Origin of the sequence: Streptomyces sp. NPDC017936 (assembly GCF_044328485.1) — a bacterium.
Classification (GTDB): Bacteria; Actinomycetota; Actinomycetes; order Streptomycetales; family Streptomycetaceae; genus Streptomyces.
Genome location: NZ_JBIRHK010000015.1, coordinates 126,089 through 151,049 on the forward strand (window position 1 = coordinate 126,089; position 24,961 = coordinate 151,049).

A 24,961-nucleotide genomic window follows, 5' to 3' on the forward strand; every position below is an offset into this window, starting at 1 on the left:
CCAGAAAAGCCTTTTCAACAGATCATCCCCTGGTCCTGCCGGACCCGCATGTTCTCCCCCCGGGGGGACCCCTACGGGCGGTGGCGGTCGCCGGGCGCCGAGGCCGTGGAGCCGCGCACCACGAGTTCCGGCATGAAGACGAACTCGCTGTGCGGGGCCGGGGTGCCGCCGATCTCCTCCAGGAGCGTGCGGACCGCCGCCTGGCCCATCGCCGGGACCGGCTTGCGGATGGTGGTCAGGGGCGGGTCGGTGAAGGCGATCAGGGGCGAGTCGTCGAAGCCGACGACGGAGATGTCCCGGGGGACCGCGAGGCCGCGCTGCCGTGCCGCCCGTATCGCGCCCAGGGCCATCATGTCGCTGGCGCAGACCACCGCCGTGCAGTCGCGGTCCATCAGGGCCGTCGCGGCCGCCTGGCCGCCCTCCAGGGTGTACAGGGAGTGCTGGACGAACTCCGTCTCGATCGTCTCCGGGCTCAGCCGCAGCTGCTCCTGCACCGCGCGGACGAAGCCCTCGATCTTGCGCTGGACCGGGACGAACCGCTTCGGTCCGAGCGCCAGGCCGATGCGGGTGTGCCCCAGGGACGCGAGGTGGGTGACCGCCAGGGTCATCGCCGCGCGGTCGTCGGGGGAGATGAAGGGGGCCTGGACCTTCGGGGAGAAGCCGTCCACGAGGACGAAGGGGACGCCCTGGGCGCGCAGCTGCTCGTAGCGCTGCATGTCGGCCGTGGTGTCCGCGTGCAGGCCGGAGACGTAGATGATGCCGGCGACGCCCCGGTCGACCAGCATCTCGGTCAGCTCGTCCTCCGTGGAACCGCCCGGCGTCTGGGTGGCGAGGACCGGGGTGTAGCCCTGGCGGGTCAGCGCCTGGCCGATGACCTGGGCCAGGGCCGGGAATATCGGGTTCTCCAGCTCGGGCGTGATCAGGCCGACCAGGCCCGCGCTGCGCTGACGCAGGCGGACCGGGCGCTCGTAGCCCAGTACGTCCAGGGCGGCGAGCACGGACTGGCGGGTGGTGGCGGCGACGCCGGGCTTCCCGTTGAGGACGCGGCTGACGGTCGCTTCGCTCACCCCCGCCTGCGCAGCGATGTCGGCAAGCCGTGTGGTCACAGGGGTGGACTGTACCGGCCAGGTGTCACCTTGCACACCAATCGGACGCCGGGGGCGTCCCGCCCGGTTCGACCGGGGCTGCTGCCTCATCGCGCTCCCTCGTGAAAGTGATGGCAAGAGCTTGCAGAGTCTTGCACAACAGCCCGGTCCCCTGCTGGGTGGCCGCTCAACCGCGCCAACAACGATCTCACGGCGGTTGTCATCAGGTCACGTCCGGATAACTTCGGAGACGTCTTGCACTTTTTTTCTGCAAGGTCTTTCGCGCCGCTTACATGGCTGTTACGTTCTCGTCGCCCGGCGGCCGCCGCAAAGGCGCAGTCGGCAAGTGGACAGGGACGGCGGACGGGGCCGCTCCTGTGACTACACGGGCTTTCACCCTCAAGGAGAACTCATGCGGCGTGGCATAGCGGCCACCGCGCTGGTGGCGTCCCTCGCCCTCGCGGCGACGGCCTGCGGCGGAAGCGACAGCGGCGACTCGGCCGACGGCCCGGTCACCATCACCTGGTGGGACACCTCCAACGCGACGAACGAGGCGCCGGCGTACCAGGCCTTGATCAAGGAGTTCGAGGCCGCCAACAAGGACATCAAGGTCAAGTACGTCAACGTCCCCTTCGACCAGGCGCAGAACAAGTTCGACACCGCCGCCGGCTCCAAGGGCGCCCCGGACGTGCTGCGCTCCGAGGTCGGCTGGACCCCCGCCTTCGCCAAGAAGGGCTACTTCCTGCCGCTGGACGGCACCGAGGCCCTCGCCGACCAGGCGAAGTTCAAGTCCAACCTGATCGAGCAGGCCAAGTACGAGGGCAAGACCTACGGCGTGCCCATCGTCACCGACACGCTCGCCCTGGTCTACAACAAGGAGCTCTTCGCCAAGGCCGGCGTCACCGCCGCCCCGAAGACCTGGGACGAGCTGAAGACGGCCGCCGCCACCATCAAGGACAAGACCGGCGTCGACGGCTACTGGGGCTCCACCCAGGCCTACTACGCCCAGTCCTTCCTCTACGGCGAGGGCACCGACACCGTCGACGCCGACGCCAAGAAGATCACCGTCAACTCGGCGGAGGCCAAGAAGGCGTACGGCACCTGGCTCGGCCTGTTCGACGGCAAGGGCCTGCACAAGGCCGACACCACCGCCGACGCCTACGCCCACATCCAGGACGCCTTCGTCAACGGCAAGGTCGCCGCGATCGTCCAGGGCCCCTGGGAGATCACGAACTTCTACAAGGGCACCGCGTTCAAGGACAAGAACAACCTGGGCATCGCCACCGTCCCGGCCGGCTCCACCGGCAAGGCGGGCGCCCCGACCGGCGGCCACAACCTGTCCGTCTACGCCGGCTCCGACGAGGCCCACCAGAAGGCCGCGCTGAAGTTCCTCAACTTCATGACCTCCGCGAAGTCCCAGGCGGCCGTCGCGCTGAAGAACTCCACGCTGCCGACCCGCGACGACGCCTACACCGACCAGGTCAAGGCCGACCCGGGCATCGCCGGCTACGGCACCGTCCTGTCCGCCGCCCAGCCGCGCCCGGCCCTGCCGGAGTACAGCTCGCTGTGGGGGCCGCTGGACACCGAGCTGCCCAAGATCGCGGGCGGCAAGGAGTCCCTCGACAAGGGTCTGGGCAACGCCGAGACCGCCATCGCCAAGCTGGTTCCGGACTTCAGCAAGTGAGTCCCGCGTGGCCGTCGGATCACCCCCGCCCGGGGCGGGACTGATCCGGCGGCCACCGGCCTGTGCCCGGCCCCGCCCCCCGACCGCAGATCCTCCAGAAGGTGTCGAACCATGACAGTCGCCATCGACCGCGCGACCGGCAAGCGCCGCGGTGACGCGCCGCGGCCCGGGCTGGGCCAGCGCCTGAAGCACGGCTACCAGAGGCACTGGTACGCCTACGCGATGATCGCCCCCGTGATCGTCGTGCTCGGCGTGCTCGTGCTGTACCCGCTGGCGTACGGCCTCTACCTCACGCTCACCGACGCCAACAGCCTGAACACGGCCCGCACCATCGGCGTCAACGAGATCGAGGCCACCTACAAGTTCATCGGTCTCGACAACTACGCCGACATCCTGTGGGGCGAGACCGCCTACGACCGCTTCTGGTCGCACTTCCTCTGGACGATCGTGTGGACGGCCGCCTGCGTCGCCCTGCACTACACCATCGGCCTCGGCCTCGCGCTGCTGCTCAACCAGAAGCTGCGCGGCCGCACCTTCTACCGGCTGATCCTGATCCTGCCCTGGGCCGTGCCCACCTTCGTCACCGTCTTCGGCTGGCGGTTCATGCTCGCCGACGGCGGCGTCATCAACGCCGGCCTCGACGCGCTGCACCTGCCGACACCGCTGTGGCTGGAGGACACCTTCTGGCAGCGGTTCGCCGCGATCATGGTCAACACCTGGTGCGGCGTGCCGTTCATGATGGTCTCCCTGCTCGGCGGCCTGCAGTCCATCGACTCCTCCCTCTACGAGGCCGCCGAGATGGACGGCGCCAACGCCTGGCAGCGGTTCCGCTACGTCACCCTGCCGGGCCTGAGGTCCGTCAGCTCCACCGTCGTCCTCCTCGGCATCATCTGGACCTTCAACCAGTTCGCCGTGATCTTCCTGCTGTTCGGCAACACCGCCCCCGACGCCCAGATCCTCGTCACCTGGGCGTACTACCTCGGCTTCGGACAGCAGCCGCGTGACTTCGCTCAGTCGGCCGCCTACGGCATCCTGCTGCTGGCCATCCTGATCGTCTTCACCTCGTTCTACCGCCGCTGGCTGAACCGCAACGAGCAGCAGCTCGCGATCTGAGGCAGGAGTTCCCATGAGCACGACCACCGTCGAGACCTCCGCCGACGCGACCGAGCCCCGTTCCGCCGGCACCCCCGCGAACACCCGGGGCCGGGGCAAGCGCGGCCCCCTCGCCTCCCTCGCCTCCCACGGCGTCCTGACCGTCGCGAGCATCGTCGCGCTGTTCCCGATCGCCTGGCTGGTGTTCCTCTCCCTCGGCCCGGACAAGGACGACTACCTCCACCCCGGACGCATCTGGTCCAAGATGACGTTCGACAACTACACGTTCGTCCTGCAGGAGACGAACTTCTTCGACTGGCTGAAGAGTTCGCTGATCGTCTCGCTGGGCACCACCGTGATCGGCGTGCTGATCGCCGCCACCACCGGCTACGCCGTCTCCCGCATGCGCTTCCCCGGCTACCGGAAGTTCATGTGGGTGCTGCTGGTCACCCAGATGTTCCCGATCGCCGTCCTGATCGTGCCGATGTACCAGATCCTGTCGGAGCTCCAGCTCATCGACACGTACGTCGGCCTGATCCTCGTCTACTGCTCGACCGCGGTGCCCTACTGCGCCTGGCTGCTCAAGGGCTACTTCGACACCATCCCGTTCGAGATCGACGAGGCCGGACGCGTCGACGGCCTGACCCCGTTCGGCACCTTCGCGCGGCTGATCCTGCCGCTCGCCAAGCCGGGCCTCGCGGTCGCCGCGTTCTACAGCTTCATCACGGCCTTCGGCGAGGTCGCCTTCGCCACCACCTTCCTGCTGGACGACCAGAAGTACACGCTCGCCGTCGGCCTGCAGAGCTTCGTCAGCGAGCACGACGCCCAGCGCAACCTCATGGCCGCCACCGCGGTGCTGATCGCGATACCCGTCTCCGCGTTCTTCTACCTCGTGCAGAAGAACCTGGTGACCGGCCTGACCGCAGGCGGCACGAAGGGCTGACGCCCCGTCGCAGCCCGAGGTGAGAAGACTCCCGCGCCCCTGACGGCGCGGGTGGCGGCCGCGGTGTCCATCCGACCCCGCCGGCACCGCGGCCGCCTCGTCACCCGCCGCCCCCGCTGGACCCCCAGCCCCTGACCGCACTCCCGCTACGTACCAAGGACGCCATGAGCCAGCAGCACTCCGCCGCCCCGGCCCCCACCTCCCGGCCCGCCTCGGCCGTCGCCACCGTCGCCAAGCGCCGCGACTGGTGGCGGGACGCGGTGATCTACCAGGTGTACCCGCGCAGCTTCGCCGACAGCAACGGCGACGGCATGGGCGACCTGGAAGGCGTACGCTCCCGCCTCCCGTACCTGCGCGACCTCGGCGTCGACGCCGTGTGGCTCAGCCCCTTCTACGCCTCCCCGCAGGCCGACGCCGGCTACGACGTCGCCGACTACCGGGCCGTCGACCCCATGTTCGGCAACCTCCTCGACGCCGACGCCCTGATCCGCGACGCCCACGAGCTGGGCCTGAGGATCATCGTCGACCTCGTCCCCAACCACTCCTCCGACCAGCACGAGTGGTTCAAGCGCGCGGTGGCGGAGGGCCCGGGCTCGCCGCTGCGGGACCGCTACCACTTCCGCGCGGGCAAGGGGAAGGACGGCGAGCTCCCGCCCAACGACTGGGAGTCCATCTTCGGCGGGCCGGCCTGGACGCGGGTCACCGAGCCCGACGGCACGCCCGGCGAGTGGTACCTCCACCTGTTCGCCCCCGAGCAGCCCGACTTCAACTGGGAGCACCCGGCCGTCGGCGACGAGTTCCGCTCCATCCTGCGCTTCTGGCTCGACATGGGCGTCGACGGCTTCCGCATCGACGTCGCGCACGGCCTGGTGAAGGCGCCGGGCCTTCCCGACCTCGGCTCCCACGACCAGCTCAAGCTGCTGGGCAACGATGTCATGCCGTTCTTCGACCAGGACGGCGTGCACGAGATCTACCGGCAGTGGCGCACCGTCCTCGACGAGTACGCGGGCGAGCGGATCTTCGTCGCGGAGGCGTGGACCCCCACCGTCGAGCGCACCGCGAACTACGTGCGCCCCGACGAGCTCCACCAGGCCTTCAACTTCCAGTACCTCAGCACGTACTGGGACGCGGCGGAGCTCCGCGAGGTCGTCGACCGCACCCTGGAGGCCATGCGGCCCGTCGGCGCCCCCGCCACCTGGGTGCTGTCCAACCACGACGTCACCCGCCACGCCACCCGCTTCGCCAACGCCCCCGGCCTCGGCACCCAGATCCGCCTGGCCGGCGACCGCGACCTGGGCCTGCGCCGGGCCCGGGCGGCGACCCTGCTGATGCTCGCCCTCCCCGGCTCGGCGTACGTCTACCAGGGCGAGGAACTCGGCCTCCCGGACGTGGTCGACCTGCCCGACGAGGTCCGCCAGGACCCCGCGTACTTCCGCGGCGCGGGCCAGGACGGCTTCCGCGACGGCTGCCGCGTCCCGATCCCCTGGACGCGCGAGGGCACGTCGTACGGCTTCGGGACCGGCGGCAGCTGGCTGCCGCAGCCGGCCGACTGGGCCGAGCTGAGCGTGGAGGCGCAGCAGGGCGACCCGGCGTCGACCCTGGAGCTCTACCGCGCGGCCCTCCACCTCCGCCGCACCCACCCCGACCTGGGCGCGGGCGAGGCGGTGGAGTGGCTGAAGGCGCCGGAGGGCGTCCTGGCCTTCCGCCGCGGCGACTTCGTCTGCGTCGCCAACACGTCCGGCGAGTCCGTCCGGATCCCGTCCTACGGCCGCCTCCTGCTCACCAGCGGCGGCGAACCGGCCGAGACGGACGGCGAGGCGAAGCTGCCGGCGGACACGACCGCCTGGTGGACCCGAGCCTGACCGACACGCCGAAGGGCCCGCCGTTCCCCCTCCCCGGGGAGCGGCGGGCCCTTCGGCGTGTCCCGGCGGGGCGGCCGGGTGAATCCCCCTGAAACATTTCCCGCGGTCCACCGCGTCTGTGGGGTGTAGGCAGACGGAAAGGTGCCGAGGGGTGGGAATGAGAAGGTCCAGGACGTCGTCCCGGACGGAAGAGTTCATGGAGTTCACGGCGCTGCGCGCCGGGCACCTGCACCGCTGCGCGTGCCTGCTCACCAGCGGGGACACGCACCTCGCGGAGGACCTGGTGCAGGAGACGCTCAGCCGGATGTACACCCTGTGGGGCCGGATGGCCCGGATCGACAACCCGGCGGCGTACGCCCAGACCGTCCTCGTGCGCACGTTCCTGACGCAGCGGCGGAAGTACTCCGCCACCGAACGTCCCCTGGCGGACGTGCCGGACGCCCCGGGCTCGCGCGGCACGGACGACCCGGCCCTGCGGATCGCGCTGCTCCAGGCGCTGCGCGAGCTGCCGCCCAAGGACCGGGCGGTGGTGGTGCTGCGGTACTGGGAGGACCGCAGCGTGGAGGAGACGGCCCACGTCATGAACGTCAGTTCCTCGGCCGTCCGCACCCGCTCGACCCGGGCCCTGGCGAAGCTCCGCGAGCGGCTGGGCGGCAGCCTCACCGAGCTGATCGCCCCCGTCTGAGCGGGCCTCCCGCCGCTCCTCCGCAGACTTCACGGCGAACGGCCGGCCCCCGGGGGCGCCGGACCGGTTCGCCGCCACGCTTCCCGTCCACACCCACACAGGAACTGGTGGTTCCGCATGCACTTCGAAGACGAGCTCGGGAAGGCCCTCCGCCACACGGCGGACACCTTCACCGCGGAATGGCGCCCCCTGGCGGAGCGCAGCCTGGCCCGTGGCCGCCGCAGACTGGCCCGCCGCCGGGCCTCCGTCGTCGCCGGCGGCGCCCTGGCCGTCGCCCTCGTGGCCACGGCCGGCGTCCGGCTGGACGGAGCGCCGGACGACGGCGACGTCCGGGGCGGTCAGGCCGCGACGCCGGACGCCGGCTACCGGCACTTCGAGGTCACCGCCGAGCAGATGGAGAACATCCTCCGGAACGGCATGGACCGCGCCGGGATCCCCGTCATGAGGCCGAAGGTGGAGGGTACGGGCAGTTCCGACCGGGCCCGTGCGGCGACGGCCGCGATCGACTTCGACGACAGCGGGGGCGGGGCGACGGTCACGCTCTCCGTGCGCCGCGTCGACCCGTCGGAGCGGGACCTGAAGAAGCTGATCACCTGCCCGCCCGAGGAGGACTCGCCGTACGAGGAGTGCACGACCCAGCCCGACAACCGGGCCGTGAAGGGGTACACCGGGGCGGGCGAGGCGGGCGGGGTCAAGGAGTGGGCGGTCACGATGCTCTCGCCCAACGGGTACCTGATCGAGGTCGCCACCCACAACCTGCCCCGGGCGGAGTTCGTGGTCGGGAGAACCGAGGTGGCGGACGTGACCCGCAACCCCCGCATGAACCCGGGCAAGTTGCGCCACCTGGCGATGTTCGTCGACGGATCGTTCTCCGGCGACGGCAGGCCCAACTCCTTCGGGACCGTCGAGCCGGGTTCCAGGGCCGAGCCGGGTGACATCCTGCCCGTCCTGAAGGCGTTGCTGCCCAAGCGCCTCCACGTCCACTCGGAGGGCGCCGCCTCCGGGGCGGAGGGCCATGTCGTCGTGGTCGACCCGGAGACCGGGGACCGTACCTACATCGAGGCCGTGCGGACCGTCCCCGACGGCAGGTCCCTGACCGAGACCCTGGCCGACGGCACCAAGGTGGGCGCCCAGCGGCTTCCCGGCGAGCAGCCCGGAGTCGTGCAACTCCGGGTCGAAGCCCTGCGGGTGAACGGGCTGGCGATGTCCCTCTCCGCCTACAACGCCCCGAGTCCCGCCTCCGAGAAGAGCGGCGCCGCACCCCTGATCACGGCAGAGGAGCTCAAGGGCATCGCCACCAGCCGCACCTGGCTGCTCGCGCGGTAGCGCCGGCGGCAGGACCCGGAGCGCCGGACACGGGACCGGCGGCACGCCCCGCCGGGGCGCCGCCGGTCCACGCCGTTGAGGCGGCAACTTCTTGCAGATCTTTCCTCCGCACCCCTGCCCTTTCGGCCCGCGCGCCGTTAACATCGCGCCACCGCAAGGTTTCTGAAAGATTTCAGCAAGAACCTTCAACGGAGAAGGAACCCCCACATGGTCAGCAGCAGAACTCTTTCGGGCGCCCTCGCCCTGGCCGCGGGGGCGGCCCTCATGGCCCCCGCGACCGCCGCCCACGCCTCCCCGCCCGGCACCAAGGACGTCACCGCCGTCCTCTTCGAGTGGAACTTCGCCTCGGTCGCCAAGGAGTGCACCACCACGCTCGGCCCCGCCGGCTACGGATACGTCCAGGTCTCCCCGCCCGCCGAGCACATACAGGGCTCGCAGTGGTGGACGTCCTACCAGCCGGTCAGCTACAAGATCGCCGGACGGCTCGGCGACCGCACGGCCTTCCGGAACATGGTCGACACCTGCCACGCGGCGGGCGTGAAGGTCGTCGTCGACGCCGTCGTCAACCACATGTCGGCCGGCAGCGGCACCGGCACCGGCGGGTCGTCGTACACCAAGTACGCCTACCCCGGCCTGTACTCCTCGTACGACTTCGACGACTGCACCTCCCAGATCTCCAACTACTCCGACCGCTGGAACGTCCAGCACTGCGAGCTCGTCGGCCTCGCCGACCTCGACACCGGTGAGAACTACGTGCGCGGCGCCATCGCCGGGTACCTGAACGACCTGCTCTCCCTCGGCGCCGACGGCTTCCGCGTCGACGCGGCCAAGCACATCGACACCGCCGACCTCGCCGACATCAAGTCCCGGCTGAGCAATCCGTCGGTGTACTGGAAGCAGGAGGTCATCTACGGCTCCGGCGAGGCCGTCCAGCCCACCGAGTACACGGGCAACGGCGACGTCCAGGAGTTCCGCTACGCCTACGACCTCAAGCGGGTCTTCAACAACGAGAACCTCGCCTACCTCAAGAACTACGGCGAGGGCTGGGGCTACATGAGCAGCGGTGTCTCCGGTGTCTTCGTCGACAACCACGACACCGAGCGCAACGGCTCCACCCTGAACTACAAGGACGGCGCCAACTACACCCTGGCCAACGTCTTCATGCTCGCCTGGCCCTACGGCGCCCCGGACGTCAACTCCGGCTACGAGTGGTCGGACGCCGACGCCGGCCCGCCCAACGGCGGCCGTGTCGACGCCTGCTGGCAGAGCGGCTGGAAGTGCCAGCACGCCTGGCCGGAGATCAAGTCGATGGTGGCCTTCCGCAACGCCACGCGCGGCGCGGCCGTCACGAACTGGTGGGACAACGGAGGCGACGCGATCGCCTTCGGGCGGGGCAGCAAGGGGTTCGTGGCGATCAACCACGAGTCGGGCTCGCTGAGCCGGACGTACCAGACCTCGCTGCCCGCGGGCACCTACTGCAACGTGCAGAACAACACCACGGTGAGCGTGAACTCCAGCGGGCAGTTCACGGCCACCCTGGGCTCAAACACGGCACTGGCGATCTACGCCGGCAAGTCGGGCTGCTGAGCCCTCCGCCGACCCGGCACGTCACCGCGCACGGCCCGTCCGGCCGTGCGCGGTACGCGGAGACGCCGTCGTGCGCGACTCGCTTCCCAGGGCCTTTGTGAAAGTTCTTGCCGTCGGTTTCAAGCCTCTTGCTGTAAAGCTTTCGTTAGCGGTACGGTCGCGCGGACGCCCGGCGACGAAGCCGATCAGGCCATGCCGCGGCGCAGGGGTCGGACCCGAGAGAGCCGCAATCGCAAGGAGTTCCCGCCTGTGATACCGAGATGGCCGGCGCCCCCGACGCGCCGCAGCGCCCATGCCGGACGGGTCGCGACGGTCACCGTCGCCGCACTCGCCGCAGCCCTGGTACCGCCGCTGGCGGCCCACGCCGACACCCCGCCCCCACCCCCGTCCGACGCGAAACTCGCGTCGGCGCCCGCCCGGCACGACGCCACGCGCGAGCAGTTCTACTTCGTCCTGCCGGACCGCTTCGCCAACGGGGACACCGGCAACGACAGGGGCGGCCTCACCGGCTCACGCCTCACCACCGGCTACGACCCCACCGACAAGGGCTTCTACCAGGGCGGTGACCTCAAGGGCCTGACCAAGCGCCTCGACTACATCAAGGGCCTCGGCACCACCGCCATCTGGATGGCCCCGATCTTCAAGAACCGTCCCGTGCAGGGCACGGGGAGCAACGCCTCGGCCGGCTACCACGGTTACTGGATCACCGACTTCACCCAGGTCGACCCGCACTTCGGCACCAACAAGGACCTCGAGACCCTCATCGCCAAGGCGCACGCCAAGGGCATGAAGGTCTTCTTCGACGTCATCACCAACCACACCGCGGACGTCGTCGACTACGAGGAGAAGTCCTACGACTACCTCTCCAAGGGCGCCTTCCCCTACCTGACGAAGGACGGCGAGCCCTTCGACGACGCCGACTACGCGGCCGGCGGCCGGCCGTTCCCCGCCGTCGACGCCGGCTCCTTCCCGCGCACCCCGAAGGCCACCGCGGCCACCAAGGTCCCGTCGTGGCTCAACGACCCGACGATGTACCACAACCGCGGCGACTCCACCTTCGCCGGCGAGAGCTCCACCTACGGCGACTTCTCCGGCCTCGACGACCTGTGGACCGAGCGTCCCGAGGTCGTCAGCGGCATGGAGAAGATCTACCAGCGCTGGGTGAGGGACTTCGACATCGACGGCTTCCGGATCGACACCGTGAAGCACGTCAACATGGAGTTCTGGACCCGGTGGGCCACCGCCCTGGACGCCTACGCGGCGAAGCACGGGCGGGACGACTTCTTCATGTTCGGCGAGGTCTACTCCGCCGACACCGACGTCACCTCCCCGTACGTCACCCAGGGCCGGCTGGACTCCACCCTCGACTTCCCCTTCCAGGAGGCGGCCCGCCAGTACGCCTCCCAGGGCGGCAGCGCGAAGAAGCTCGCGTCCGTCTTCGGCGACGACTACAAGTACACGACCGACAAGGCCAACGCGTACGAGCAGGTCACCTTCCTCGGCAACCACGACATGGGCCGCTTCGGGTACTTCCTGAACCAGGACAACCCGGAGGCGACCGACGCCGAACTGCTGCAGAAGGGCAAGCTCGCCAACGAGCTGATGTTCCTCAGCCGCGGCAACCCGGTCGTCTACTACGGCGACGAGCAGGGCTTCACCGGCGCCGGCGGCGACAAGGACGCCCGCCAGACGATGTTCGCCTCCCGCACCGCCGACTACCTCGACGACGACGAGATCGGCACCGACCGCACCCACGCGAGCGACGCCTACGACACCTCCGCCCCGCTGTACCGGCAGATCGCGGCCCTCGCCGAGCTGCGCAGGACCGACCCGGCCCTCGCCGACGGCGTGCAGACCGAGCGGTACGCGGCCGACGGCGCCGGCGTCTACGCCTTCTCGCGCACCGACGCCGAGACCGGCACCGAGTACGTCGTCGCCCTCAACAACGCCGGCACGGCGCAGACGGCGACGTTCGGCACCGGCTCTGCGGGCACGGCCTTCCGCGGCGTCTACGGCACGAAGGCCACGGCGACCTCCGGCACCGACAGCAGGATCACCGTCACCGTCCCGGCCGGCTCGGCGATCGTCCTCAAGGCGGCCGGAAAGCCCGCCGCGCCCGCCGCGAAGCCGGCCCTCACCCTGCGGGCCCCCGCCGCCGGCGCCACCGGCACGGTCGAGCTGAGCGCGGACGTCCGGGGCGGACAGCTCAACCGGGTCGTCTTCGCCGCCCAGGTCGGCAACGGCGCATGGCGCACCCTCGGCTCCGCCGACCACGCCCCGTACACGGTCCGGCAGGTCGTCGGCGAGGACGTACCGGCCGGGACGGCCCTGCGCTACAAGGCGGTCGTCGTCGACTCGGCCGGACGCACGGCGAGCGCCACCGCCGCCTCCACCACCGGCACCCCGCCCGCCGAGGAGACCCCCACCGCCTCCTCCCGCGACCACGCGGTCGTCCACTACCAGCGCACCGACGGCGACTACGACGACTGGGGCCTGTACGCCTGGGGCGACCTCGCCGACGGCGAGGCGACGAACTGGCCGGACAGCCACCCGTTCACCGGCCGCGACGCGTACGGCGCCTTCGCCTACGTCAAGCTGAAGCCGGGCGCCTCGAACGTGGGCTTCCTCGTCATCGACAAGGAGGGCGACAAGGACGTCTCCGCCGATCGCACGATCGACGTCACCCGGACCGGCGAGATCTGGATCGAGCAGGGGAAGGCCGAGGTCCGCACCGAGCGCCCCGCCTACCCGGCGCAGGACAGGACCAAGGCGGTCCTGCACTACCACCGCGCCGACGGGAACTACGACGGCTGGGGCCTGCACACCTGGACGGGCGCGGCGAACCCCACCGAGTGGTCGAACCCCCTGAAGCCGGTGCGGACCGACGCCTACGGCGCGGTCTTCGAGGTGCCGCTCACCGAGGGCGCCACCAGCCTCAGCTACATCATCCACCAGGGCGACGAGAAGGACCTGCCCACCGATCAGTCGCTGGACCTCACCGCGAACGGCCACGAGGTGTGGCTGCTGAACGGCCAGGAGGAGTACCTGCTGCCGCAGCCGGCGGGCAGCGCGGCCGCGCTCGACCTCACCACCTCCAAGGCGGTCTGGATCGACCGGAACACGCTCGCCTGGAACGGCTCCGAGGCCGCCGCGTCCACCCAGCTCCTGTACAGCCGCACCGGCTCGATCGCCGTCCAGAACTCCACACTGACCAGCAGCGACGAGAAGTGGCTCCGTCTGACGAAGACCACCCTCACCGACGCCCAGAAGGCGAGGTTCCCGCACCTGAAGGACCACACCGCCTGGTCCGTCGACCCGCGGGACCGCGACCGGGTCCGCGAGGCGCTCCGGGGCCAGATCGTGGCCTCCCAGCGCACGGCCGCCGGAGCCGTGCTCACCGCCACGGGCGTGCAGACCGCGGGCGTCCTCGACGACCTGTACGACGCCACGGCGGCCGAGCTCGGCCCGACCTTCACGAACGGCCGGCCGACCCTCGCGGTCTGGGCCCCGACGGCCCAGTCCGTCCGGCTCGACCTCGACGGCACCACCGTCCCCATGAAGCGGAACGACACCACCGGGGTGTGGTCCGTCTCCGGCCCGAAGTCCTGGAAGAACAAGCCCTACCGGTACGTGGTGAAGGTCTGGGCGCCCAGCGTCCGCCAGGTCGTCACCAACCAGGTCACCGACCCCTACTCGGTCGCCCTGACCGCCGACTCCGAGCGCAGCCTGGTCGTCGACCTCGGCGACAAGTCCCTGGCGCCGGCGGGCTGGTCGACGTACACCAAGCCCGAGGCGGTGCCGCTGAAGGACGCGCAGATCCAGGAACTGCACGTCCGGGACTTCTCCGTGGAGGACCGCACCGCCGCGCACCCGGGCACCTACCTGGCTTTCACCGACAAGCTCAGCGACGGCTCCAAGCACCTGCGCGAGCTGGCCGAGGCGGGCACGTCGTACGTCCATCTGCTGCCCGCCTTCGACATCGCCACCATCCCCGAGAAGGAGTCCGGCCGACAGAGCGCCGACTGTGACCTGGCCTCCTACCCGGCCGACTCCGAGGAGCAGCAGGCGTGCGTGGCGAGGACCGCCGCGAAGGACGCCTACAACTGGGGCTACGACCCGTACCACTACACGGTCCCCGAGGGCTCCTACTCGACCGACCCGGACGGCACCGCCCGCAACGTCGAGTTCCGCAAGATGGTCAAGGCGCTCAACGAGGACGGCCTGCGCGTCGTCATGGACGTCGTCTACAACCACACGGCCGCCGGCGGCCAGGCGAAGACGTCCGTCCTCGACAGGATCGTGCCCGGCTACTACCAGCGGCTCCTCGCCGACGGCTCCGTCGCCACCAGCACCTGCTGCGCGAACACCGCGACCGAGAACGCCATGACGGGCAAGCTGGTCGTCGACTCGATCGTCACCTGGGCCAAGGAGTACAAGGTCGACGGCTTCCGCTTCGACCTCATGGGCCACCACCCGAAGGAGAACATCCTCGCGGTCCGCAAGGCCCTCGACGCGCTGACCCCGGAGAAGGACGGCGTGGACGGCAAGAAGATCATCCTGTACGGCGAGGGGTGGAACTTCGGCGAGGTCGCCGACGACGCCCGCTTCGTGCAGGCCACCCAGAAGAACATGGCCGGCACGGGCATCGCGACCTTCTCCGACCGGGCGCGCGACGCGGTGCGCGGCGGCGGCCCCTTCGACGCCGACCCCGGCGTCCAGGGCTTCGCCTCCGGCCTGTACACCGACCCCAACCCCGCGGCCGACAACGGCACCCGGGAGCAGCAGCTGGCCCGCCTGCTGCACTACCAGGACCTGGTCAAGGTCGGCCTGTCCGGCAACCTGGCCGGCTACCGCTTCACCGACACCGGCGGCAAGGAGGTCAAGGGCTCCGAGGTCGACTACAACGGCGCCCCGGCCGGTTACGCGGCGGCCCCCGGCGACGCCCTCGCCTACGCCGACGCGCACGACAACGAGTCGCTGTTCGACGCGCTCGCGTTCAAGCTGCCCGCCACGACGGGCGCCGCCGACCGCGCCCGGATGCAGGTCCTCGCGATGGCCACGGCCACCCTCTCGCAGGGCCCGGCGCTCTCCCAGGCCGGCACCGACCTGCTGCGCTCGAAGTCGCTGGACCGCAACTCCTTCGACAGCGGCGACTGGTTCAACGCCATCCACTGGAACTGCGCCGACGGCAACGGCTTCGGCCGCGGACTGCCCCCGGCCGCCGACAACGCGGCCAAGTGGACCTACGCCAAGCCGCTGCTGAGCACGGTGCGGGTGGGCTGCGCGCAGATCGAGGGCGCCTCGGCCGCGTACCGGGACCTGCTGCGGATCCGGACGACGGAGAAGGCGTTCTCCCTCGACACGGCGGCGCAGGTGCAGTCGGAGCTCTCCTTCCCGCTGTCGGGGACGGAAGAGACGCCGGGCGTGATCACGATGAAGCTGGGTGACCTGGTCGTCGTCTTCAACGCGACGCCGGACGTCCAGAAGCAGACGGTCGGCTCGCTCGCCGGGACCGGCTACCGGCTGCACCCGGTGCAGTCGGCGGGCGCGGACGCCGTGGTGAAGAAGGCGGCCTACGCACGGGAATCGGGCACCTTCACGGTCCCGGCCCGCACGGTCGCCGTCTTCACCGGCGCGAGCTGACGGGACACTGCCGTTAGGGTGCTCCTGTCCGCCGTAGAACAGGAGCACCCATGCCGCAGATCACCGTCGAGCGTTCCCCGTACCTTGACGACGTCGACTGGGAGCAGTTCGCGGTCGCGCTGCACCCGCTGGTCGTCGACATCGCCGGCGCCAAGCCGGAGGCGTGCAAGACACGCGTCCTGCGCACCGAGGACGAGGCCGTCGGCGCCGAGTACGAGGGGCACGCGATCGTGAACGTCAGCATCGCCCTGCTGGCCGGGCGCAGCGAGGAGACCAAGGCCCGGCTCACGGAGGCCGTGGTGGAGCTGCTGCGCAAGCACATCGAGCCCACGGACGGCGTCCGCGCCCTGCACCTGTCCGCCGAGGTGCGCGACCTCGACCCGTCCTACCGCAAGGCCGTGGTCTAGGCCCCGGCGGCAGGGACCGGGACCGTTACGACGCCAGTCCGACGAGCCGGGTGACCAGGTCCGCGAAGGGACCGTCGCCCGGCTCCCGGCCGAGCAGGGGCCGCAGCAGGCCGGCCATCTCCTCGTCGTGCGCGGCGCTCACCGCGAGCAGCGCGCCGAAGTCCTCCACGAGCTGGAGCTGCAGCTCCTCCCGCGGGACGCGCCGCCCGTCCAGCCAGATCAGCGCGGTCGACTCGGCGAGCGAGATCCAGGAGCGGACGACCAGCTCCAGACGGGCGGGCGGCTCGCTGACGCCGAGGTGGGACAGGATCTGCTCGTAGGCGGCCTGCCGCACGGAGTCGATGAGGGCGTTGGTGGTGGAGGAACCGACGGCCGGGCCGCCGCGCATCAGCGCGGAGAAGCCGGGGCCGTGCTCGTCGACGAAGTCGAAGTAGCGGCGCATCACCCGCAGCAGCCGCGCCCCCAGCGGCCCCTCGCGCGGCTCGGCGAACCGGCCCGCGAGGTCTTCCGACGCCCGCTTCAACGCGGCTTCGTACAGGCTGAGTTTGCCGGGGAAGTAGTGGTAGACCAGGGGCCGCGAGATGCCCGCGGCCGCGGCTATCTCGTCGATGGAGACCTCGTCGGGCGAACGACGGGCGAACAGTTCGAGCGCGACGCCGATCAACTGCTGCCGACGCTCCTCGACTCCCATCCTTCGACGCACCCCGGTAGTCATACGAACACCTTACCGATCGAATCCGGACGTGAACGGACCGGATCGGCCCCGGGTTCCGCCCCGGCGGGGGAGGAGCGTCCCCTACCGCAGCCCGCCGATCGCCCGCCCGTCCTCCAGGGTTCCCCGCAGTTCCGCCCGGACCCCCTTCCTCGTCCGCACGGCCAGCAGGTTGCCCTCCGCCGACCCGCTCACCCCGCCCGTCGCCCGCACGGACCCGGTGTTCTTGTCGCCGGCGGCGAGCAGGTACCAGGAGCCCGCCCGCGACTTCCACAGCACCCCGGCGAGCACATGCGGATCGCGCGGACCGCACGCCGGCACGTCCCCGGCCTTCGCCACGGCCGCCCCGAACAGCCCGCCCGGCGTGTGGAACTGGGCCAGCACCCGCGTCCCGTCGCCCCGCCAGGTCTCGGCCCGGGTGCACACCCAGTGGGCCGACCCGCTCGCGTCGGGCAGCGACTGCCGCGCGTACCCCCACGCGTTGACCGTACGGACGCCCTGTCCGCGCACCTCGCCCAGGGAGCAGGCGAACGGCGCCCAGGTGCGCAGCGCCTCCGCGCCCGTCGCCTCCTTCGGCGCGGCCGGCCGGCCCGCGGTGAGGCGGGCCGGCACCAGCTCGCCGAGGTCGCTCACCAGGTACGAGCCGGAGGCGTCGGTCAGCTGCAGCACGTTCCACGTCGTGCAGGCGCCGGAGCGGGCGGCGGGGCTGGCCAGCGGCGAGGTGATGCCGTCGGTCAGCGTCAGCTCCATCAGCCCGGCCCCCGGCTTCGACAGGTCCCGCTCGGCCGCCCGCGTCACCCAGGGCGCGGTGAGGTAGCGGACGTTGCCGTCGGTCCGGTCCAGGACCACCGCGGCGGCCTCGGCGCCGGTCGCGCCGTCCGCGCGCGCGAAGTCCAGCGCCGCCCCGGCCGCGCCCCCCTTCGGCTCGGCGTAGCGGGCGATGCGCAGACCGTCGTGGAGGATCACCACGCGCGCGGTGCCGAGGTCGCCCGCGAACAGCAGCTGGGGCGGGCCGGAGGGGCCGCCGGTCGGGGTGCCGGGGGTCGCCGATACCTGGACGGTCCCGCCGGGGCGGGCCCAGACGGCGAGGGCGCGGCGCAGCAGCCCGCTGTCGCGGGTGAGGTCGCCGCGCGCGGGCCAGGCGGAGAAGTCGGCGCGGGCGGAGGTCTTCCAGACGGCGGGGGAGACCCGCACCAGCCGCCCCGGGTCGAGGGCGGCCTCGGCCGCCGGGTTGCGCGCGTACACCGGGGCGGCCGCGCCGTCGGGACCCCGGCCGTCACCGGGCAGGGCGACCAGGGCGCCGCAGACGGCGAGCGCCGCGGCGGCGGCGAGGGCGGCCCTGGTGTGCCGGCGGCGGCGCATCAGGTCGGTGGGGCGGGCCTGCAGCGCGCACGGGTCGAACTCGGGGGAGTCGAGCAGCGCGTACGGCGCGGTCACCGTGTCGGCCCCCCGCAGGGCCGCGGCGACCTCGTCGGCGCCGACGCCGGCACCGGTCAGCACCTCGCGCACGTCCCCGTCGGGCAGCTTCTCCAGGCCGCGCAGGACGTAGGCGGCGCGGGCCGGGCCGGGGAGGGCGGACAGCCGCTGGTCCAGGGCGAGTTCCTCGGCGCCGCCGGAGCGGGGGAACAGGCTCAGCCCCCACACCTGGGGCAGCAGCGGCGGCAGCTGCGCGCGCCTCGGCCGGGCCCGGCGCCTGAGCGGCAGGCCCGCCTCCAGCGCCGTACGCACCACCTGGAGGCGGACGTAGGCGTAGCCGGGATCGCCGTCCCGGGCGGTGGACTGGGCCGGGATGACGGGGACCGAGGCGCGGCCGCGGGGCAGGGCGCGCTGGACGAGGGAGTGGGCGGCCAGGACGCGGCGGCACCGTCCGGAACCGGACGGGAGCACCAGGTAGGCGAGCCGGACCAGACGCGGGTAGTGCTCGACGAGCGCGGCCTCGGCCTGCTCGACGTCGACGGTCCGGTCGGCGGGGGAACCGGGTGCGGGGCGCGGGGCGACATCCTGTGGCTGCACGTCCAGCGCAACGAGCGAGCCGGTGGATGGTCACCGGCCGTCCGGGCGGGTCAGCCCTCCGGGGCGGTCAGCGCCCGCGCGTAGTTCGCCATGGACCGCTGGTAGCGGGGCAGGTGGGCGGCGAGCGCCTCCAGGACGAGGGCGAGCCCCTCGCGGTCGCGGCCCAGGCCGGACAGGCACAGTGCGAGCGTGGCGCGCACGGCGTCGTCCAACTCGTCCGACGGGGCGTCCAGTTCCGGCGTCAGCAGCGTGACGCCCTCCTCCGGCCGTCCGATGTTCCGCAGCGAGCTGGAGAGCTGGATCCTGGCCCGGCGGCCCTGGTAGCCGTCGAGTCCGCGCGCCAGGGCCTCCCGGTACAGCGGCACCGCCTTGTCGGAGCGGCCGGTCGAGTCCCAGGCGCAGGCCTGCTCGAACGGGCCGAGCGGGCTGTCCTCGGGCAGTTCGGCGACGAGCGCGTCGATCAGGGCGCGGAAGTCGGCCGCCCGGTCCTCGGGGTACTCGTCGAAGCGGGCCCAGGCGGCGGCCACGCGGTCTTCCCAGTCGTCGTTCACCGGGCCACTCTGGCACGTCCGGGCCCGCGGGTCGCCGGTATTTTGAGCGGACCGCGCGCGGGAGCCGTATCCAGGACGAGGCTCTTGCAGGGAGGACAGATGAAGGTGACCCGACCGATGCTCGCGGTGGCCGGCGCCGCGGCGGCGCTGGTGCTGACCGGCTGCGGCGGTTCCGGCAAAGGCGCGGAGGCCGTCCCCGAGACGGCCACCGGCAGCCTGGAGCACCTGGCCGCCGAGGTGGAGTGCACGCCCGACATCCAGATCGACGCCGACGAGATCCGCCAGGCCGTCTGCAAGGACGCCAAGGAGGCCGCCGGCAAGTTCATCCTGGCCACCTTCGCCACCGACCGCGGCCAGCGCGAGTGGATCAACGGGGCCAAGGACTACGGCGGCCACTACCTCGTCGGCCGCAAGTGGGTGGCCGTGGGCGAGACCGGCACCATGACGGCGCTGCGGAAGACGCTCGGCGGTGACCTCGAGGACGGCACGGACCACTCGGCGCACACCTCGCACGAGCCCTCCGGGGACGGCGCGTCGCACGCCGGTCACTGACCCCGGGCAGCGCGAAGGCCGGCGGTGAGGATCTCACCGCCGGCCTTCACCGTCCCGCCCGCGGGCGTCCGGTCAGGGGATCACCTGCACTTCTTGCCGGTGTTGATGCAGTTGACCATCTTGTTCATCAGGTTCGTGGAGAAGAAGTTGATGAAGTCGTTGTGGTCGGTGATCGGCTTGTGCAGGTTCTCCGGGAAGGTGTCCACCGCGTACGGGTTCACGACCTGCCCGTTCTGGATCTTCGGGGCGGGGACGTTGTAGACCAGCCGGACCTGGAGCTGGGGGATCGCCTTGAAGCCGTTGGCGCAGGTGCCGTCGGCCTGGACGAACGCCACGTGCGTGCGGTGGTTGGCGCTGTCGATGTTCTGGCCGTCCCAGCAGCTCTGGAAGTTGGTCGTGCGGACCACCTGGCTGCCCTGCGGGCAGATCGGGTACTTGTCCTCCAGCTGCACCTTGTTCTCGAAGCCGGTGCAGCTCCAGTTGACGTTGGCGTTGCCGGTGCCGTTGACGAACGCCTTGGCGTCACCGGTGATGATGCGCAGGGCCGTCGGCATGGCGACGACCTTGCCGCGCTTGTTGCCGACGAACTTCAGCTGGGCCTGGGACGGCTGGAGGATCCTGCCGACGTTGCCCTCCTTGCCGCCGCCGTCGTTGTTCTGGTCGAAGTCCTGCGAGCCGTCCTGCAGACGCAGCACCGGCCAGAAGTACGACGACTTGTCGCCCTGGTTCTGGCAGCTGGTGTCCGCCCCCGCCAGCTCCTGGTCGTTCGCGAACGCGTCGTTGTTCTGGTTGCCGACGTAGTCGTGCAGGTGGTGCGCGCCGTTGGTGACACCGGGGGCGACGATCACGTTGTCCGTGTTGTGGTTGTCGTTCCCGTTGGTGCCGCAGCTCGTGGTGAAGGTGCCCCGCGAACCGCTCCTGCCGTTGGCGGCGAGACCGTTCTGGCCGACGCCGAGCTGGGCGTTGCCCTGGACCTTGGTGATGTCCACGAAGTCGGCCGCCACCGGGCCGTTGCCGCCCTGGCCGCCGTTGTTCTGCTGCTGGCCGTTGCCGCCCTGCTGGCCGCCGCCGTCGTTCTGCTGGCCGCCGCCGTCCTGGCCGCCCTGACCGGCGTCGGTCTGGTTGGTGGTCTGCGTCTGGCAGGCGGCGAGCCGGCTCAGCGCGCTGTCGAACTGGCCGCCGGCCCGCTGGATGTTGATCCGGATCCGGTCGATCGTGGCGGCCCGCTTCTCCTTGAGGGGACCGACGATCGCGTTCTGCACGAACCCGGAGTCGTTCGCCTGGGCCTGACGCGTGGAGGCGAGCCGCGCGTAGGCCTCGGTGATCTGCTTGTCGAGGTTGGCCAGCTCGGTGGCGACGCCCTGGCGGGCCCCGTTGGGCACGTTCGTCAGCTTCTGCCCCACGTCCGGGCAGGAGATGGTGGCGACCTGCGCGGCCGCCTGGGCCGCCTTCGTCGCGTTCTGGCCGGACTTCGACTCGTGCGCCGAAGCGTAGAAGTTCGCCCAGATCAGCCCGCCCCCACCGAGCGCTAGGGCCGCCGATGCTGCCACGGCCTTCGTGGCCATCGACGAACGGCGTTTACGTGTGTTGCGTCCCATGGAACTCCTCTGACTTCCTTGGCGGGGCAGCATCGAGGCGCCCGACAGGAGTGAAGCTGCCCCCTCCCATACGCACGCCGCCTCAGAGGTGTTCAGCCGTCTCAGGAATTGATGAGCGGCCCGGACGACAAACCGCCCTCAACGCCCGCACTCCACAGGGGAGTTGACGGGTCACCGGTCGCGGTCCAGGTACGCCAGCACCGCCAGTACCCTGCGGTTGTCGTCGTCCGAGACCTCCAGGCCCAGCTTCACGAAGATGTTCGCGGTGTGCTTGGCGACGGCCCGCTCGGTGACGTGCAGCCTGCCGGCGATCGCCGCGTTCGACCGGCCCTGCGCCATCAGCTCCAGCACCTCCCGCTCGCGGGGCGTGAGCCGGGCCACGGGACTCCCGTCGTCACCGGTGCGCCGGGCCAGCAGCTGCTGGATCACCTGCGGGTCCATCGCCGTGCCGCCCGCCGCGACCCGCCGCACGGCGTCCACGAACTGTTCCGCGTCGAAGACCCGGTCCTTCAGCAGGTACCCCACTCCGCCGGTGCCGTCGGCCAGCAGCTCGCGCGCGTACAGCTGCTCGACGTGCTGGGAGAGGACGAGCACCGGCAGCCCCGGTCTGGCGCGGCGGGCCTCGAGCGCGCACTGGAGGCCCTCGTCGGTGTGCGTGGGCGGGAGCCGGACGTCGACCACGGCGACGTCCGGCTTCTGTTCGGCGAGGGCCCGCGCCAGCTCCGGTCCGCTCTCCACGGCGGCGGCGATCTCGAAGTCGTAGGCCTCCAGGAGCCGCACCAGCCCGTCCCGCAGCAGGAACAGGTCTTCGGCTAGGACAACACGCAAGGGATCTCCATGGTCACCATGGTGGGGCCGCCCGCCGGGGAGCTGACGGCCAGGACGCCGTCGAATGTACCCAGTCGCCGCTCGACGCCGGCCAGGCCCGAGCCCGCCCCGACGGCCGCGCCGCCCTTGCCGTTGTCGGTGACGGAGATCCGCAGATGGCCGTCCGCGTGGTGCAGGTCGACCCAGATCCGCTCGGCGCCGGAGTGCTTGACCGCGTTGGTGAGGAGCTCGCTCACCGCGAAGTACGCGGCCGACTCCACGGGGGCGTCCGCCCGCCCGTCCAGGTCCACCGTCACCTCGGTGGGCGTCGGCAGCCGCAGCGCCAGCGCGCGCACCGCGTCGCCGAGTCCGCGCTCCGCGAGCACCGGAGGGTGGATGCCGCGCACCAGGTCGCGGAGTTCGGCGAGCGCGTCGGCGGACGACTGCCGGGCGTGCGCGAGGAGCCGCTTGGCCTTCTCCGGGTCCTTGTCCACGAGCATCTCGACGGTGCCGAGATCCATGCCCACCGCCACCAGCCGGGCCTGCGCGCCGTCGTGCAGGTCGCGCTCGATGCGGCGCAGCTCGGCGGCGGAGGTGTCCACGGCGTCCCGCCGGGTCTCGGTCAGCACCCGCACCCGCTCGGCCAGTTCGACCGCGGAGGGCGTGAGGAGGGCGCGGGTGAGGCGGAAGTGGATCCGGAAAGCGGGCACGGCGTACCGGTGGGCGACGACGAGGACGACGGCGCCCAGCGCGCCGGCGCCGAGGGCGGACGCCTGGTCGCTGACCGGCACGAAGCCGTACCAGTAGGGGCCGTACGCACCGTACGGTCCGGCCGTCATGGTCCGCCAGAGCCCGGCCGCCAGCGCGAACCCCTCCAGCGGGTAGAGCACGAGGACCGCCGGCAGCAGGGCGGTGACGAACCCGGCCGTCATGTCCACCGGCAGCCACCGCAGGTCCCGCCAGGTCGCCGGGTCCCGCAGCAGCGCGAAGGTGCGCGTCCACGGGTTGGCGTCCTCGGGCACCGGCCGGTAGGCGGAGGGGATGCGCACCCCGCCCCACTCGGCGGCGAGGACCCGCCGCCGGTCGGCGAAGGCGCGCACCCCGGTCAGGACGTAGGGCGTGGTGAGAAGTCCGACGCCGATCGGTATCAGCGCGATGGACACGAGGGAGAGGGTGAAGCACAGCACGGCCGCCGGGAGCGACACCACGGCCAGCACCAGCCCCCGTCCGGCCGCGAGAGCCGTTCCCCGTGCCCTCGAACCGCTGCCGGCGCTCTTCGTGTCGATGTTCATGACGTCAGTCTGGCCGAGCCGCGACCCCGGGTCACTGGCCCGAAGTCCCCGGTCAGGGGGTGGTGTCAGATACACCTCCGGTGCCGTGGGCACCGGCCAGCACCTTCGCCTCCACCTCCGGGTCCAGGCCCTTGCGGGTGCGGTCCGGGCGCTGCGGCGCCGTACCGCCGAGGGCCCGGAGCCAGGCCCAGGTGTCGGCGACGGTCTCCTCGACCGGCCGGCAGGACAGGCCCGTCGCCAGCGCCCGGGAGACGTCGGCCGCGTGCAGGGCGTCGTGCAGGTCACTGCCCGGCGGCACCCAGACGGGCAGCTCGGTCCACGGCTCGATGCCCGCGCCGAGGATCACCTCGGGCGCCGTCCAGCGCAGTGCGGCCGCCGAGCCGGTGGCGCGCGCGCACGCCTCCAGCAACGTGCCCATGGTGGCGTGCCCCTGGCGGCTCATCAGGTTGTACGGCCCGCTCAGCTCCCGCTCCACCGCGCCGAGGATCCACTCGGCGAGGTCGCGCACGTCCACGTACTGCAACGGCAGGTCGCGCGGACCGGGCGCGAGGACCGGCCCGCCGCGGGCGATCCGGTTCAGCCACCACGGCAGCCGGCCGACGTTCTCGTACGGGCCGAGGATCAGCCCGGCCCGTACGAGCAGGGAGTCCGCCGCGCCGAAGGCGCCGACGGCGGCCAGTTCGCCGCCCCGCTTGTCCCGCGGGTAGTCGGTCCGCCCGGCGTCGGCCACGGCGCCCTCCACCAGGGGCGCGTCCTCGGCGTACCCGGCGGGCGGGGCCCAGGCGTACACCGAGCAGCTCGACACGTACACGTACCGCCGGGCGCGGCCGCGCAGCAGCCGCGCCGCCTCGTGCACCGCGCGCGGGGCCGACGACCAGGTGTCGACCACGGCGTCCCACTCGCCGCCGGCCAGGGCGGCGAGCCCGTCGGGCGCGGTGCGGTCGCCGGCCAGCGCCCGGGTCCCGGGGACGGCCGGGTGCCGTCCCCGGTTGAGGACCGTCACGTCCCAGCCGCGCCCGAGGGCCGCCTCCACGACGGCCCGTCCCGCGAACTCCGTACCGCCCAGCACCAGAAGTCTCATGCCGGGACTGTGCCCGGTCCGGGCGCGGGAGGGAACCGTCC

General features: G+C 71.7%; 18 protein-coding genes. 10 read left to right on the top strand and 8 right to left on the bottom strand.

Annotated features, from left to right (window positions below; genetic code table 11):
• Window positions 1-71: 71 nt before the first annotated feature.
• Window positions 72-1,106, bottom strand: a complete 1,035-nt coding sequence (locus ACH4F6_RS28605) for a LacI family DNA-binding transcriptional regulator (RefSeq protein WP_397963248.1) — start codon at window positions 1,104-1,106, stop codon at window positions 72-74.
• A gap of 391 nt (window positions 1,107-1,497) precedes the next feature.
• On the opposite strand from ACH4F6_RS28605, the gene ACH4F6_RS28610 reads away from it, so the two are divergent.
• From ACH4F6_RS28610 to ACH4F6_RS28650, 9 genes are all read left to right on the top strand, one after another.
• Window positions 1,498-2,769, top strand: a complete 1,272-nt coding sequence (locus ACH4F6_RS28610; protein ID WP_397963249.1) for an extracellular solute-binding protein — start codon at window positions 1,498-1,500, stop codon at window positions 2,767-2,769.
• 111 nt (window positions 2,770-2,880) lie between these two features.
• Window positions 2,881-3,882, top strand: coding sequence for a carbohydrate ABC transporter permease (locus tag ACH4F6_RS28615; protein WP_397963250.1), 1,002 nt, complete (start codon window positions 2,881-2,883; stop codon window positions 3,880-3,882).
• A 13-nt stretch (window positions 3,883-3,895) separates the two neighbouring features.
• Window positions 3,896-4,804: a sugar ABC transporter permease gene (locus tag ACH4F6_RS28620; RefSeq protein ID WP_397963252.1), complete on the top strand. Its 909-nt coding sequence runs from the start codon at window positions 3,896-3,898 to the stop codon at window positions 4,802-4,804.
• A 164-nt stretch (window positions 4,805-4,968) separates the two neighbouring features.
• The gene (locus tag ACH4F6_RS28625; RefSeq protein WP_397963253.1) at window positions 4,969-6,666 is read left to right on the top strand and encodes a glycoside hydrolase family 13 protein; all 1,698 of its coding nucleotides are present in this window, start codon (window positions 4,969-4,971) and stop codon (window positions 6,664-6,666) included.
• A gap of 157 nt (window positions 6,667-6,823) precedes the next feature.
• Entirely contained in the window at window positions 6,824-7,351 is a 528-nt protein-coding gene (locus tag ACH4F6_RS28630) for a SigE family RNA polymerase sigma factor (protein ID WP_397963254.1), read from the top strand.
• 117 nt (window positions 7,352-7,468) lie between these two features.
• On the top strand, window positions 7,469-8,677 hold the full coding sequence (locus tag ACH4F6_RS28635; RefSeq protein WP_397963255.1) for a hypothetical protein: 1,209 nt from the start codon (window positions 7,469-7,471) through the stop codon (window positions 8,675-8,677).
• 207 nt (window positions 8,678-8,884) lie between these two features.
• Window positions 8,885-10,264, top strand: a complete 1,380-nt coding sequence (locus ACH4F6_RS28640) for an alpha-amylase family protein (protein WP_397963256.1) — start codon at window positions 8,885-8,887, stop codon at window positions 10,262-10,264.
• 249 nt (window positions 10,265-10,513) lie between these two features.
• The gene (gene pulA / locus ACH4F6_RS28645) at window positions 10,514-15,907 is read left to right on the top strand and encodes a pullulanase-type alpha-1,6-glucosidase (RefSeq protein ID WP_397963257.1); all 5,394 of its coding nucleotides are present in this window, start codon (window positions 10,514-10,516) and stop codon (window positions 15,905-15,907) included.
• Window positions 15,908-15,957: 50 nt separating this feature from the next.
• Window positions 15,958-16,314 carry a 5-carboxymethyl-2-hydroxymuconate Delta-isomerase gene (locus ACH4F6_RS28650; protein WP_397963258.1) on the top strand — a complete coding sequence of 119 codons (357 nt, stop codon included), beginning with the start codon at window positions 15,958-15,960 and terminating at the stop codon, window positions 16,312-16,314.
• A gap of 25 nt (window positions 16,315-16,339) precedes the next feature.
• Here the strand turns inward: ACH4F6_RS28650 and ACH4F6_RS28655 are convergent, their stop codons facing one another.
• The 3 genes from ACH4F6_RS28655 to ACH4F6_RS28665 form a co-directional block, all read right to left on the bottom strand.
• Entirely contained in the window at window positions 16,340-17,029 is a 690-nt protein-coding gene (locus tag ACH4F6_RS28655; RefSeq protein ID WP_397963259.1) for a TetR/AcrR family transcriptional regulator, read from the bottom strand.
• Between the two features lie 81 nt (window positions 17,030-17,110).
• On the bottom strand, window positions 17,111-19,039 hold the full coding sequence (locus ACH4F6_RS28660) for a hypothetical protein (protein WP_397963260.1): 1,929 nt from the start codon (window positions 19,037-19,039) through the stop codon (window positions 17,111-17,113).
• Window positions 19,040-19,089: 50 nt separating this feature from the next.
• Complete coding sequence (locus ACH4F6_RS28665; RefSeq protein ID WP_397963261.1) at window positions 19,090-19,590, bottom strand: tetratricopeptide repeat protein; 501 nt, start codon at window positions 19,588-19,590, stop codon at window positions 19,090-19,092.
• Window positions 19,591-19,689: 99 nt separating this feature from the next.
• Between ACH4F6_RS28665 and ACH4F6_RS28670 the strand changes: the two genes are divergently transcribed.
• A complete protein-coding gene (locus tag ACH4F6_RS28670) occupies window positions 19,690-20,142 on the top strand; it encodes a hypothetical protein (protein WP_397963262.1) in 453 nt (150 codons plus the stop codon).
• Window positions 20,143-20,222: 80 nt separating this feature from the next.
• On the opposite strand, the gene ACH4F6_RS28675 is transcribed toward ACH4F6_RS28670, so the two are convergent.
• The 4 genes from ACH4F6_RS28675 to ACH4F6_RS28690 form a co-directional block, all read right to left on the bottom strand.
• Window positions 20,223-21,740, bottom strand: coding sequence for a DUF1996 domain-containing protein (locus ACH4F6_RS28675; protein ID WP_397963263.1), 1,518 nt, complete (start codon window positions 21,738-21,740; stop codon window positions 20,223-20,225).
• Window positions 21,741-21,911: 171 nt separating this feature from the next.
• Window positions 21,912-22,568: a LuxR C-terminal-related transcriptional regulator gene (locus ACH4F6_RS28680; protein ID WP_397963264.1), complete on the bottom strand. Its 657-nt coding sequence runs from the start codon at window positions 22,566-22,568 to the stop codon at window positions 21,912-21,914.
• Window positions 22,553-23,839, bottom strand: coding sequence for a sensor histidine kinase (locus ACH4F6_RS28685; protein ID WP_397963265.1), 1,287 nt, complete (start codon window positions 23,837-23,839; stop codon window positions 22,553-22,555). Before ACH4F6_RS28685 ends, ACH4F6_RS28680 begins: the two co-directional genes overlap by 16 nt.
• 52 nt (window positions 23,840-23,891) lie before the next feature.
• Window positions 23,892-24,920, bottom strand: coding sequence for an NAD-dependent epimerase/dehydratase family protein (locus ACH4F6_RS28690; protein ID WP_397963266.1), 1,029 nt, complete (start codon window positions 24,918-24,920; stop codon window positions 23,892-23,894).
• Between the last annotated feature and the right edge of the window lie 41 nt (window positions 24,921-24,961).